Origin of the sequence: Microbacterium sp. RU1D, assembly GCF_900156435.1 — a bacterium.
Taxonomy (GTDB): Bacteria; Actinomycetota; Actinomycetes; order Actinomycetales; family Microbacteriaceae; genus Microbacterium.
Map to the genome: position 1 here is coordinate 825,863 of NZ_FTPQ01000001.1, position 14,363 is coordinate 840,225.

Annotated in this window: 6 protein-coding genes; 5 read left to right on the plus strand and 1 reads right to left on the minus strand. The window is 71.6% G+C overall.

From position 1 onward, the window contains the following. The first annotated feature begins 166 nt into the window (after nt 1-166). The 5 genes from B0B15_RS03775 (at nt 167) to B0B15_RS03795 (ending at nt 11,183) form a co-directional block, all read left to right on the plus strand. Nucleotides 167-1,531, plus strand: coding sequence for a hypothetical protein (locus B0B15_RS03775; protein ID WP_143016327.1), 1,365 nt, complete (start codon nt 167-169; stop codon nt 1,529-1,531). After that, a complete protein-coding gene (locus tag B0B15_RS03780; protein ID WP_076673404.1) occupies nt 1,528-2,550 on the plus strand; it encodes an FHA domain-containing protein in 1,023 nt (340 codons plus the stop codon). Before B0B15_RS03775 ends, B0B15_RS03780 begins: the two co-directional genes overlap by 4 nt. Continuing rightward, nucleotides 2,547-6,536 carry a type VII secretion protein EccCa gene (eccCa, locus tag B0B15_RS03785; protein WP_076673406.1) on the plus strand — a complete coding sequence of 1,330 codons (3,990 nt, stop codon included), beginning with the start codon at nt 2,547-2,549 and terminating at the stop codon, nt 6,534-6,536. Before B0B15_RS03780 ends, eccCa begins: the two co-directional genes overlap by 4 nt. Nucleotides 6,537-6,677: 141 nt before the next feature. Further along, nucleotides 6,678-8,654, plus strand: a complete 1,977-nt coding sequence (gene recQ, locus B0B15_RS03790; RefSeq protein WP_076675137.1) for a DNA helicase RecQ — start codon at nt 6,678-6,680, stop codon at nt 8,652-8,654. A gap of 426 nt (nt 8,655-9,080) precedes the next feature. Beyond that, nucleotides 9,081-11,183, plus strand: a complete 2,103-nt coding sequence (locus B0B15_RS03795; protein ID WP_076673408.1) for an acyl-CoA dehydrogenase family protein — start codon at nt 9,081-9,083, stop codon at nt 11,181-11,183. 69 nt (nt 11,184-11,252) lie between these two features. Here the strand turns inward: B0B15_RS03795 and B0B15_RS15970 are convergent, their stop codons facing one another. Continuing rightward, entirely contained in the window at nt 11,253-14,150 is a 2,898-nt protein-coding gene (locus B0B15_RS15970; protein ID WP_083708847.1) for a chitobiase/beta-hexosaminidase C-terminal domain-containing protein, read from the minus strand. Nucleotides 14,151-14,363: the final 213 nt, after the last annotated feature.

Consider the following 14,363-nt stretch of genomic DNA (forward strand, 5'->3'; position numbering starts at 1 on the left):
AAAGCCCCTCGGCCCGACAACCCTCTTGCGCTTTTTGCAAAATGACAAAACTCTCATCTTTAGCCCCGGTGGCGTGTGGAAAGGGCGAGACCGCCACGGTCGGGGCGGATACGCTGGTGCGGTTGAGTCGGCTTTCGGGGCGGCGGCGCGAGAACGAGGGGGACCGTTGAGCGCGGAAGTGATGCAGGGGCGACGCGTCGCGCTCATCGACGGTGCATCGCGGTTCGACCTCGTGGTGCCACTGCGCGCCGAGGTCCGCGATGTGCTGCGCGCCGCGGGCACTCCGGCCCAGCGTGATGTGCGCGTGGTCGGGCTCTCGGGGCGCGAGATCGACGGCTCGACCGCGATGACCGCGCTGGAGGACGGAGTCGTCCTCGTGCTGGTCGACCCCACCGCCACGGCCGATCCGGCTGATCGGCGCACGACCCGGGCGCCGATCGCCGCGCGCACGACGGCCGTGTGGATGGTGATCGCCGCGGCGGGCGGCATCCTGGCCTTCCTCCGCCTGCTCGACGCCGACACCCTCTCCACCGGGGTGCGTACTCCCGTCGCCGCCGTGGCTTTGCTCGCGGCCCTGGCCGCCGTCACCGTGTTCTCGGTGCGCGCGCGGCCGCGCACGCCCACCCTCGCTCCTGTCGTGGCCGTCGCCGCCCTCGCGTTCGGCGGCGGCGTGGCGATCGTGCCCGACCTGCCGGCGTCCTCCGCGCAGGTGGCGGTGTTCACGGGCCTTCTCGCCGCCGCCGTCCTGACCGGGGTGGCCGGCGTGATGGGGGCGACGCAGACCCTGCGCGCGCAGAGCCGCACCGCGTCGGTCATCGCCGCGGTGCTCGCGGCGGTGTGGGCGGTGTCGCTCCTGCTTCACCTCGACCCCTCGGCCCCGGCGGCGGTGACGCTGGGGCTCGTGCCGGTCGCGCAGCGCATCCTGCAGTCGAGCCTCGTCGACGTCGAGCCCGGCACCTTCATCGACTACGGGCGCTTCCAGAGCACCCGCTGGACGGTGCGGCAGAACCTGCCCGACGAGGTGCGCACGATCGAGGCCGACGACGCCGACTCCCTGGTGGAGCGCTCGACCGCGCGGCTGACGATCGGCGTGGTGCTGCTGGTCGCCGCCGGGGCGGCCAGTGCGTTCACGGCGCTACCGACGTTCGCCGTCGCCGACCCCGTCGTGCTCGGTGGGCGCATCGCCCTGGCCGTCACGGTCGTCCTGGCCCTGCTGCTGAGCTCGCGCAAGAGCACGGTGCCGTTCCTGCGCTGGGTCGCCCGCTCCGGTGTCGCCGTCGTCGTGGCCGCCGTCCTGGCGGCGCTCGTCCCCACCATCGAGCCCGCGTTGCTTGTGACGGTGGCCGGCGTCATCCTCGTCGTGGCGCTCGCCGCAGCCCTGCTGATCGTCCCCGTCGGGCGCGGACTGCGCTCGCTCGGATGGTCGCGCACGGGCGATGTGTTCGAGGCGCTCGCGACGGCCCTGTCGCTTCCGGCCGGCATGCTGGCCGCCGGAGCGATCGAGGTCGCGCGTGCGATGATGGCGACATGACGCAGTCGCCGCCGTTGGGCGTGCCCGCGACGGTGGGGGTGCGCATCGGCGCCTTCAGTGTCGACGCCGCCCTCGTGGTCATCGCCGCCGGCGCGGCATCCCTCCTCGGCTCGCCCGTCCTCGGTGCCGCGGTCGCCGCGGAGGCCCTGCTGGGCCTGTGGATCCTGCAGGCGCGCCGCGGGTTCGGCCCCGGTGCTCTGCTCTTCGGCCTGCGTACGTCGCGCGCCGAGTCGCCGCTCGTACCGGGCGCCGGTCGGGCCTTCGTGCGCGGTTCTCTCGTGCTGCTCGGCGGGCTGGTGCTGGTCGCCGGGGCCTGGGTCGTGGTCGCCTCCGCTGCCTTCGACCGCTCCGGTCTGCGCCGCTCGTGGGCCGATCGTGCGGCCGGCACCCTGCTCGTCGTCGCTCCACGAGGGCGCCCCGATCAGGATGCCGACGGCACACCCGGGATAGCCGAACCGACCGTCCACGCGCGCCCCGCCGCCGGCCGCGAGCCGCTGCAGGTGTCCGCGGCCGCCGCGGCCCTGCCGACCGCGCCGGCGTGGGACACCCCGTTGCTCGCCGTCGAGGCCGCGGCCGTCGTCGACGCGCCCGCCGCCGCGGGGGAGCGCGCTCCCGCTGCGACGCCGCCCGCGCGCGCCTCGGAGGAACCGATCCTCACCGGAGGCGTGGGCCGCGCGCAGCTGCTCGTGGTCTTCGACACCGGTCAGCGCGAGCAGATCGACCTGCCCGCCGCGGTGAACTTCGGCCGTGCGCCCGTCGCGACGGAGCCCGGTGACGTGCTCATCGCCGTCGACGACCCCGACCGTCTCATCTCCAAGACGCACCTGCGCCTCGAGCACGACGGCGAGACCGCGTGGGTCGTCGACACCGGATCGACGAACGGTTCGGAGCTGATCGACGACGACGGCGCCGTCCACCCCTTGCAGCCCGGTGCGCGCACCCTGCTCGAAGACGGCACCCGTGTGCGTCTGAGCGAGCGCGTCTTCACCCTGAGCCGACTGATCGGAGGTCCGGCGTGAGCACGGGTCCGCGTATCGCCCCGCCGTCGCTGCCCAACGGGCGGATCGTGCTGCAGCCGCCGCCCGAGCTGGCCCCGAACGAGGGGGGCAGCGGCATCCTGACCTCCCTCCTGCCGATGCTGGGCAGCGTGGGCGCGATCGTCATGGTGACGATCTCGAACAGCGGTCCGACCGGCTTCCTCATCGGTGGCATGTTCCTGCTGTCCTCGCTCGGCTTCGTCGCCGTGAACGGCTGGCGTCAGCGCTCGCAGCGCAACGCCGAGGTGCTCGGCAACAGGCGGGAGTATCTCGCCTACCTGTCCGATCTGCGCGAGACCGTGCGCGTGGCCGCGCGCAAGCAGCGCCGCCACGGCGGGTGGATCATGCCCGCCCCCGCGGCCCTGCCGTTCATCGCCGAGGAGCGCTCGCGCGTCTGGGAGCGTCAGCCGGGCGACGAGACGTTCCTGCTCGCGCGCATCGGCGTGGCCGACCAGCCGTTGAGCCTCACGCTCGAGGCTCCCGAGCTGCCGCCCCTCGCCCAGCTCGACCCCGTCGCGGCCTCCGCCGCGCACCGCTTCATGCTCACGCACGAGATCCAGCGTGATCTCCCGCTTGGCTTCCCGCTCGGCGAGTACGCGCGCATCGAGCTCGTCGGCCCCGACGAGGAGGCCGTCCGCAGCCTCGCGCGCTCGCTCGTCGCGTCGGCGGCGACGCTGCACGACCCCGAGGACGTCATCATCGCCGTCCTCGCCGGGCCCGCGCAGATCGGCGCCTGGGACTGGGTCAAGTGGCTGCCGCACGCGATGTCGTCGCGCGTGCAGGACCGTCTCGGCCCCGCGCGCATGATCGCGGCATCCCCCGACGAGCTGATGGACATGCTGCCCGCGCAGCTCGCCTCCCGTTCCCGCTTCACCCCCGGCGGCGGCATCACCCCGCACGTGGTGCTGGTGGTCGACGGGGTCGAGTCCGCCTCCGGACTCGAGGGCGCCCAGGGCGTCACCGTCATCGACCTCCCCACCCGCTGGGACGAGCTCGACGACCCGGCGATCGCCCGCGTGGCGCTGGCCGAGACGCCGACCGCCGTCCGTGCGCGCCGCGGCGAGGCCGCCCCGGTCGCCGCCCCGGCGGAGTTCATCGACGGCGCCGGTCGCGCGCAGTCCTTCCTCCCGGATGCCATGACCGTCGCCGAAGCCGAGGCGACCGCCCGCCGGCTCATGCCGCTGCGCCCGGCACCCATGGTGGTCGTCGACGCCCCCACGACCCAGGGCCAGGCGGAGCTGACCGAGCTCCTCGGCCTGCCCGACGTGCGCGCCGTCGACTTCGACCAGGCGTGGACGCCGCGCCTGGAGCGGGACCGCCTGCGCGTGCCGATCGGCCAGGAGCCCTCCGGCGCTCCGCTCGTGCTCGACCTGAAGGAGTCCGCCTCGCAGGGCATGGGCCCGCACGGTGTGATGGTCGGTGCGACCGGTTCGGGCAAGTCCGAGGTGCTGCGCACCCTCGTGCTCGCGCTCGCGATGACGCATTCGCCCGAGCAGCTCAACTTCGTCCTCGTCGACTTCAAGGGTGGCGCGACCTTCGCGGGCATGGCCGAGATGCCGCACGTCTCGGCGGTCATCACGAACCTGGGCAGCGAGCTCGCGCTCGTCGACCGCTTCCAGGACGCCCTTCAGGGGGAGGTCGTGCGCCGTCAGGAGCTGCTGCGCGCCGCCGGCAACTTCGCGAACGTCGGCGAGTACGAGGCCGCCCGCCGCGGAGGACGCTCCGATCTTGCGCCGCTGCCGGCCCTGCTCATCGTCGTCGACGAGTTCTCGGAGCTTCTCACCGCCAAGCCGGAGTTCGTCGACAGCTTCCTCAACATCGGGCGCGTCGGCCGTTCGCTGCACGTGCACCTTCTCCTGGCATCCCAGCGCCTCGAAGAGGGGAAGCTCCGCGGCCTCGACACCTACTTGTCGTACCGGATCGGTCTGCGCACCTTCTCGGCATCCGAGTCGCGAACGATCATCGGCACGCCCGACGCCTACACCCTCCCGCAGGAGCCCGGCGTCGGCTTCCTCAAGAGCGACACCGAGAACCTCGTGCAGTTCCGTGCGGCGTACGTTTCCGGGCGTCCGCGCGGCACGGTCGGGATCGACGTCGGCGGCGACGAAACCGTCTCCGGCGGCCCCGCCCGCGTCGAGGTCTTCACCGCCCTGGCCCAGCCCGACGACGACGTGTCGACGGACGAGACGGATGCCGCGCCGGCGGCGATCGCGGCCCCGGCGGCCGAGAAGCGGTCGACGTTCCAGATCGCGGTCGACCGCATGAAGGACCGCGGCCCCGAGGCCCACCAGGTGTGGTTGCCCCCGCTCGCCGAGCCCTCGCCGCTGGACGCCCTCATGCCGGACCTGGCGGAGGACCCCGCGCTCGGGCTGGTCTCGCGCCGTTGGCGCGAAGCCGGTGCGATCACCGTGCCCATCGGCCTGGTGGACATCCCGCTCGAGCAGCGTCGCGATCACCTCACCGTCTCGCTGGGCGGCGCCGCGGGCCACGTCGCGATCGTCGGATCGCCGCTGAGCGGCAAGTCGACGCTCGCGCGCACGCTCGTCTCGGCTCTCGCCCTGACCGGCACTCCGCAGGAGTTCCAGTTCTTCGTGCTCGACTTCGGCGGGGGCAGCTTCACCGCGATGCAGCAGCACCCGCACGTGTCGGGCGTCGCCACGCGCACCGAGCCCGAAGCGGTGCGCCGCGCGGTGGCCGAGGTCGAGGCCGTGCTCGATGCGCGCGAGCAGTACTTCCGCCGCAACGCGGTCGACTCGATCGAGACGTACCGGGCGCGGCGCCGCGAGGGCCGCCTCGACGACGGCTTCGGCGACGTCTTCCTCGTGATCGACGGCTGGTCGACGCTGCGCTCGGAGTTCGAACCGCTGGAAGCGCGCGTGCAGACCATCGCCGCGCGCGGACTGAGCTTCGGCGTGCACGTCGTCGTCACCGCCAACCGGTGGCTCGAGATCCGCGCCAACCTCAAGGACCTCATCCAGACGCGCCTCGAGCTGCGACTGGGAGACCCGACCGACTCCGACGTCGACCGCAAGCAGGCGGCGAACGTGCCCGTCGGGCAGCCCGGTCGCGGGCTCAGTGCCTCGAAGCTGCAGATGCTCACCGCCGTGCCGCGCGTCGACGGCTCCGACGACCCGGCCACGATCGCCGACGGCGTCACCGACATGATCGGCCGCGTCGCGGCGGCGTGGCACGGCGAGCCCGGTCCCAAGCTGCGCCTGCTGCCGGAGAACATCACGCTCGACGAGGTGCGCGCGCTCACCGAGCCCGGCGACGGCCGCATGCTGCTCGGCATCGAGGAGGCGCAGCTCTCGCCCTTCGGGATCGACCCCCGCGTCGAGCCGCACCTGTTCGTCTACGGCGACTCCGGCATGGGCAAGTCGTCGTTCCTGCGGGGCGTGGCGAACGAGATCCAGCGGCTGTACACCCCCGCCGAGGCGAAGATCTTCGTCGTCGACTACCGCCGCGCGCTCCTCGGGGAGATCCCCGACGACTACCTCGGCGCGTACCTCACCTCGCACGATCTCGCGACCGGCGGCATGAACGACTTGGCGCAGTACTTCTCCACGCGCATCCCGGGGCCCGACGTCACCCCGACGCAGCTGCGGGAGCGCAGCTGGTGGAAGGGCGCCGAGGGGTTCATCCTCGTCGACGACTACGACCTCGTCGCCACGAGTCAGGGCAACCCGCTCGCCGTCCTGCAGCCCCTGCTGGCGCAGGCCGGCGACCTCGGCCTGCACGTCATCCTCACCCGTCGTTCGGGCGGCGCGAGCCGCGCGGCGTACGACCCGATCATCCAGCGGTTCACCGACCTGGGTGTCACCGGCATCCTGCTCGGCGGCAACCCCGAGGAGGGCGCCCTGATCGGCCGCGTCAAGCCCGAGCGGGCGGCACCGGGGCGCGCCCAGATCGTCAGTCGCGAGCACGGGCTCGTGGCATCCCAGTTGGCGTTCTGCCGGCCCGCGCACTGACTCCTCCTCCCCACTCGCCCCGTCATCCCCATCGGATGGCGGGGCGGTGTCGATGTCGGTGCCCCGGGTTACCGTGGAGGGGTGACATATCCCGGCGCCGCCCCCGAGTCGTACGCCGACGCGCCGCCCGAGTCGTACGACGTGCCCGACGACCCCTACGCCGGCGCGCAGTGGGACCCCGATCAGTTCGTGCCGCCCGAGGACTTCGACGCGCCGCCCCCGCCGGTCGACCCCGCGTCGGCCTTCGCCCGGGCCGCAGCCGCCACCGGCACGGCTCGCGAGCTCCCCGCCGTGCGCGACTTCACCGGTCACGACCCGCGCGCGGTGCTGCATGAGGTCTACGGGTACGACGCGTTCCGCGGCGATCAGGCCGACATCGTCCAGCACGTCGTCGACGGCGGCGACGCGGTCGTGCTCATGCCCACCGGCGGCGGCAAGAGCGTCACCTACCAGGTGCCCGCTCTCGTCCGACCCGGAACGGGCCTGGTCGTCAGCCCGCTCATCGCGCTCATGCACGATCAGGTCGAGGCGCTCATCGCCAACGGTGTGCGCGCCGGCTACCTGAACTCGACGCAGTCGCCCGCCGAGCGTCAGGCCGTCGAGCAGGCGTACCTCGCCGGCGAACTCGACCTCCTCTACGTCGCGCCCGAGCGTCTCAACGGTGCGCAGACCCTGGGTTTCCTGGCCCGCGGACGACTGAGCGTCATCGCGATCGACGAGGCGCACTGCGTGTCGCAGTGGGGGCACGACTTCCGGCCCGATTACCTCGCGCTCGGCGACCTGGCCGACCGCTTCCCCGGGGTTCCGCGTATGGCGCTCACCGCGACCGCCACGCCCGACACCGCGCGCGAGATCGTCGAACGCCTGCGCCTGCGCGACGCGCGCGGCTTCGTTGCGAGCTTCGACCGCCCTAACATCCAGTACCGCATCGATGCGAAGGTCGACCCGCGACGGCAGCTGGTGCAGTTCATCCGCTCGCAGCCCGAGGGCTCCGCCGGCATCGTGTACGCCCTCAGCCGCAAGACCGTCGAGCAGACGGCCGCCTACCTGGCGTCGCAGGGCCTCGACGCCCTGCCGTACCACGCGGGGCTCGACGCCTCGGTGCGCGCGGCGCACCAGTCGCGGTTCCTCCGCGACGACGGTGTCGTGATGGTCGCCACGATCGCGTTCGGCATGGGCATCGACAAGCCCGACGTGCGCTTCGTCGCCCACATCGACCTGCCCAAGTCCGTCGAGGGGTACTACCAGGAGACCGGCCGCGCGGGCCGCGACGGCGACCCGTCGGTGGTGTGGATGGCCTATGGCCTGGGTGACGTCGTGCAGCAGCGCCGCATGATCGATCAGTCGCCCGGCGACCGCTCCTACAAGATGCGCCTCGGCCAGCATCTCGACGCCATGCTCGCGTTGTGCGAGACGGTCGGATGCCGTCGGCAGAACCTCCTCGACTACTTCGGCCAGCGCTCCGAACCCTGTGGCAACTGCGACACGTGCCTCACCCCGCCCGACACCTGGGACGGCCTCGTCGCCGCTCAGAAGCTCCTCTCGACGATCGTGCGGCTGCAGCGCGAGCGCGGCCAGGCGTTCGGCGCCGGGCACCTCATCGACATCCTGCGCGGGGCCAAGACCGAGCGCATCGCGCAGCAGGGGCACGACCGCCTGAGCACCTACGGTCTGGGCGCCGACCTGTCCGATCAGGACTGGCGCAGCGTCATCCGCCAGCTGCTCGCGCGCGGCATCATCGTGGCCCAGGGTGATTACGGCACGCTCGCGCTGAGCGAGGCGTCGGCCGGGGTGCTGCGCGGCGAGACGCCCGTCCCGCTGCGTCGCGACGCCCTGGGCCGCACGGGTGGCGGCGGGGGGAGTCGTCAGCGCAAGAGCAGCGCCGACGACGTCGCCCCCGACGACCGCGACCTCTTCGAGGCGCTGCGCGCGTGGCGGGCCGAGAAGGCGCGCGAGCAGGGCGTCCCGGCCTACATCGTGTTCGGCGACGCGACGCTGCGCGCGATCGCCGCCGCGCGGCCCGCGGCGATCGGCGATCTCGACGGCATCACCGGCATCGGCGCCAAGAAGCGCGAGGCGTACGGCGACGGCATCCTGACGGTGGTCGCGGCGAACTGACGCACCCCGTCGGCGGACGGTGCTCGACCCTGCTTCCGTGGCTCCGTCCGGGGTGCCGTCGCCCGCGCCCAGCCCCGGTCGGCCGGCGGCGCTCGACCGCGCTTCCGTGGCTCCGTCCGCAGTGATGTCGCGCGCGCTGAGCCCCCGGTCGGCCGGCGCCGCCCGACCGCGCTTCCGTGGCTTCAGCCGCAGTGATGTCGCGCGCGCTGAGCCCGCGGTCGGCCGGCGGCGCCCGACCGCGCTTCCGTGGCTCCCTCCGCGGTGATCTCGCCCGCGCTCAGCCCGCTCCCGGGAATGTTGACCGTCCACAACGACCTGACGTCGCGTGTCGCGGGCGCATTGTGAACATCACACAGGATGTTTGAGCGGTCGTTGTGGGACACCTACCGTGGAGTCATCCCTTTGCAACGTCGAAAGGTGCCGACAATGACCGACGCCGCCGTCCGTCCCACCACGCCCGCCAGAAGCACGCGCACGCCCGTGGGCGGCGCGCCTACCGCCGCGCACACCGCGGCCGAGGCCGCCGAAGCCCGCATCGACACCGGGCGGGTCACCGACCTGCTTCTCGGCACGTGGGCCGACACCCGCCGCGAGGCGCGCGAGATGATCAAGGACCCCGCGCTGTGGCGCGACGACAGCCTGGGCATGGATGCCCACCGTGAGCGCACGCTGAGCCAACTGCACCTGCTCGTGCAGAACAAGGCCGTGCACCGCGCCTTCCCGAAGCGCCTCGGGGGTGAGGAGAACAACGGCGCGAACATCGCCGGATTCGAGGAGCTCGTCGCCGCCGACCCCAGCCTGCAGATCAAGTCGGGGGTGCAGTGGGGCCTGTTCGGTTCGGCCGTGCTGCAGCTGGGCACCCGCGAGCACCACGACAAGTGGCTCCCGGGCATCATGAGCCTCGAGATCCCCGGTGCCTTCGCCATGACCGAGACCGGGCACGGCTCGGACGTCGCGGCCATCGGCACCACCGCGACCTACGACCCCGACACCGAGGAATTCGTCATCCACACGCCGTTCCGCGGTGCCTGGAAGGACTACCTCGGCAACGCCGCTCTGCACGGCAAGGCGGCCACGGTGTTCGCCCAGCTCATCACCAAGGGCGTCAACCACGGCGTGCACTGCTTCTACGTGCCGCTGCGCGACGAGGAGGGGAACTTCCTCCCCGGCATCGGCGGCGAGGACGACGGCCTCAAGGGCGGTCTGAACGGCATCGACAACGGACGCCTGCACTTCGACCAGGTGCGCGTGCCCCGCACGAACCTCCTCAACCGCTACGGCGACGTCGCGGTCGACGGCACTTACTCGAGTGAGATCGCGAGCCCCGGTCGCCGTTTCTTCACGATGCTCGGCACGCTCGTGCAGGGTCGTGTGTCGCTCGACGGCGCGGCATCGTGGGCGTCGGCCATCGGTCTCACGATCGCGATCACCTACGGCAACCAGCGTCGCCAGTTCGACTCCGGCAGCGGCACCCCCGAGGTGACCCTGCTCGACTACGGCAAGCACCAGCGTCGTCTCCTGCCGCGCCTCGCCACCACCTACGCGCAGATCTTCGCGCACGACGAGTTCCTGCAGAAGTTCGACGGCGTCTTCAGCGGCACGGCCGACACCGACGCCGACCGCGAAGACCTCGAGACGCTCGCTGCGGCCCTGAAGCCGCTGTCGACCTGGCACGCGCTCGACACCCTGCAGGAGTCCCGCGAGGCCTGCGGCGGCCAGGGCTTCCTGTTCGAGAACCGTCTCGTCGGCCTGCGCGCCGACCTCGACATCTACGTCACCTTCGAGGGCGACAACAACATCCTCCTGCAGCTCGTCGGCAAGCGCCTGCTCGCCGACTACGCCCGTCAGTTCAAGGGCAAGGATGCCAAGCAGCTCGCCGCCTTCGCCGTCGGCCAGACGGCCGGGAAGCTGTTCCACGGCGCCGGCATGCGTCAGCTCGGGCAGGCCGTCAGCGACTTCGGCTCGACCGCCCGCTCGGTCGAGAAGGGCCTACGCGCCGAGCAGCAGCACGAGCTGCTGACCGGCCGCGTGCAGCAGATGGTCGCCGACATCGCGGGCCGTCTGCGCCCGGCATCCAAGCTCTCGCGCGAAGACGCGGCGGCGCTGTTCAATGAGAACCAGGCCGAGCTCATCGAGGCGGCGCGCGCCCACGGCGAGCTGCTGCAATGGGAGGCGTTCACCGACGCGATCAACCGCGTCGATGACCGCGGCACCCGGAAGGTGCTCACCTGGCTGCGCGACCTGTTCGGTTTGCAGCTGATCGAGAAGCACCTCGCGTGGTACCTCATCCACGGCCGGCTGTCGACGCAGCGCGCGGCGGCGGTGTCGAGCTACATCGACCGTCTGTGCGCGCGGCTCCGTCCGCACGCGCAGGACCTCGTCGACGCGTTCGGCTACGGACCCGAGCACATCCGCGCCTCCATCGCGTCGGGTGTCGAGGACGACCGGCAGAACGAGGCCGCGTCGTACTACGCCGCCCTGAAGGCCTCCGGTGACGCCCCGGTTCCGGAGAAGAAGCCGACGCGCTGACGAACCCCCGCACCCGAGAACCCGCCCCGCGTCGACAGGACGCGGGGCGGGTTCTGGCTTCTGCGACGGTCAGCGCAGGGTGAACGTCACCGTGGTGGTGTTGCCGGCGGCATCCTGGGCGACGAGGGTGTTCTCGCCCGAGACCGCCCCGAACACACCCGGCCTGACGAAGTTCACGTCGGACCACACGTCGTCGGTGAGGTCCTTCACGGCGCCGTTGATGGTGACGCGGTCGACCTTGCCGGCGTCATAGAGCTTGAAGCTCACCTTCTCGTAGACGCCGTCGGCGCCCCGGGTGAACTCCGCGCCCTGTTTGATCGTCACGGTGGGCGCCGTGGTGTCGGCGGGCGTGGCATCGGCGGCGACGACGCGCACGTCGTCGACGAAGCCGGTGTTGTCGCCCTCCGTGGTGGTGGCGACGAACGAGATGCTGTGCTCGCCCTGCGTCACCGTGAACGGGGCGGTCTCGTAGGACTGGTAATCCCCGCCGACCGGCACGTAGTGGCCGAGCTTCTGCCCGTCGACCTCGACGTCGAATTCCTGCTGGCCGCCGAAGCCGACACGGTTCGCCGCGGCGAAGGTGATCGCGTAGGTGCCGGCGGGGAACACCACGGTCTGGTCGATGCGGCTGGCGAGCCCCGAGTCGCTCTTGAGGTACGCCGTTCGCTCCCCCTGCGGGGCGGGCGAGGCGGGGACGAACACGCTGTCGTTGTGCTGGATGCCGGCGCGGGCACTGAAGGTCCACCCGTTCACCATCGGCCCGTTCGCGGTGCCGCCGGTGGCGGGGCGCTCGAACCCAGCGTTGAGGATGCTCACCAGCGGCGGCTCCTCCGACACGTCGGGGTTGACGAAGCAGCGGTTGTCGCCGCCCGGGTTGGGGTCGGAAGCGAACGAGGCGACCGCGCAGTCCACGCCATCGGTGAACGTGCCGAAGACGAACAGCCCGTCCGAGCCGAAAGCCACGTTGGCCTCCCCATCGAAGGCGCACGCGCCGCCGTCCGCGTACTGGCAGAAGGTGTACCCGTCGGGGGCGTTCTGCACGTCGCTGACCTTGTACAGGCGCGACGTCACGCCGGAGGGCTCGGCACCGGGAGCGATCGCGACCGCCCGCAGGTACGTCGTCTTGAGCGGCTCGAGGAAGATCTGCCCGGTGTAGGGCGTCGAGGATGCCGTGGGCTCGGTCGTGTCGGTGGTGTAGAAGATCTGCGCGTCGGGGGTGGCGCTCGAGATCGTCACGGCCTCGATCGAGTCGTAGACGCCGCGTTCGAGGCTGAACACCGGGGCGTCGGTGACGCCGGCCGTGGGGGCCGGGGTGACCTCGACCTGCGCGACGCCGTACTCCCCGTCGGGAAGCGTGGCCCGCACCGCGACGGTGCGCTCGGTGGTCACGGACGGGGCCGTGAACAGACCGTTCGCGTCGATGGTGCCGTTGTCTTCTCCGACCACCGACCAGGTCGGCGTGCCGGTGCCGTCGATGACGGCCGCGCCGAGCTGCACCTGTGCACCGCCGGCGACCGAGGTGCGCACGGGCGTCATCTCGACCTGCGTGGCCGCGGGGGCCGTCGTGTAGATGGCGTAGGTGTGCTCGTCGCCGACCTCGGTGTCGGTGAACGCGTCGGCATCCGGGGTCAGGGTTCCGCTCGAGGCGGGGAGAAGGGCGTTCTCGCCCGGCTGCGCGATCGAATCCGTGTACGCGATGCGGGTGAAGTCGGCGGTGGCGTCGCCGCCCTCGAACTGCACGCGCACGTCCTTCGACGAACCCGACTGGGTCTCGACGAGCACCGTCAGCTCTCCGTCGGGCGCCCGGAACGCGGTCGCGCGCACATCGGCATCCGACACCTCCGTGCCGAGCACCGTGCTGTGCGTGGGCACGTACCGCATGAGCGGGCCCGCCTCGGAGAACGCGGCGGTGGGCTCGAGGCCCAGGATGAGCGAGTCCCACAGGTTGTAGGAGCCGTTCGTGTCACCCGCCGGGTCGCCCGTCATGACGCCGTTGAGCTGCCAGATGAGGTTGGAGTGCACACCGTCGTTGGCGCTGCGGATGATGTAGTTCGCGTAACCGGTCTCCCAGACGCTGGTGCCCGGGTTGGTCCAGCCCATCTCCGACAGGTTCAGCGGGGCGTCGCCGATGACGGCGCGGCGCTGGGCGATGGCATCCCCCATCGCGTCGTACGACTCGCCGTACAGGTGGAACGAGTACTGGTCGAAGACGTCGCCGGCGTTCTCGGCCATGTACTGGGTCCAAGCCACGGCGTTGACCTCTTCGGGGCCCCAGATCTGCACGTCATCGCGCAGGCCGTCAGCGGTGAGGCGGTCGCTCACGGCGCGCGCCATCTCGGCGTAGTAGGCCTTCTCATCTCCCGGTGCCCAGAAGTCCCAGCTGCCGTTGGGCTCGTTGTAAAAGGTGAGGTGATCGACGTTGTCGTAGCCGCGGTCGAAGAGGTTCTGCAGCAGCGCCGACGCCGAGGCGCCGTATGCGGGGAGGTCGGCGGGGGCGGAGATGTAGGGGTCGGGAGCGCCGGGGATCGTGAACCAGTCGTGGACGCGCGCGCCGACCTTCCACCCGAAGTTCAGCTCGATCTCGGTGCCCGCGTCTTCGAACGCGTCGAGGTAGCGGTAGAACGCCTTCATCTCGGGGCTCTCGAAGTCGTACTGCCCCTTCTCGAGCTCCATCCAGTCGATCTGGAACCAGATGCGGGCGACCTTCGGCTGGAGCGTGTGGATGCGCTCGACGTCGACCTCCCAGTCGGCGTCGTCGTAGCCGTACTTCGTCGTGCCCTCGAGCAGGCTCCACGGGATGACGTTGACGCCGACGCCGAGGTAGTCCTCCTGCACGGTCTGGTCGAGGTGGACGGTGACGGTGCGCTGTTCGTCGGCCGCGGACGCCGCGGTCGCGGGGACGAGCAGGACAGCGGCGACGACGCTCGTCATCGCGGTCAGGGCGAGGGCTGTTCGCCGTCGACTCATGGGATCTCCTATCGCCGGTGATGGGGGAGGGCGCGGAGAACGAAGAATGTAGTCTCACTACGCCGGGGGTGACGATACCGAGGCTAGGCTGACCCTTCAGGCGGCGCAAGAGCCGTTTTTAGGCGGGCGGCGCGGTCGGCGCGCGTGCGAGTAGTAGTCCGACTACATGAACATCGACGCGACGCTCGCCCGGAACCCCCCGAGGGTGAAGAT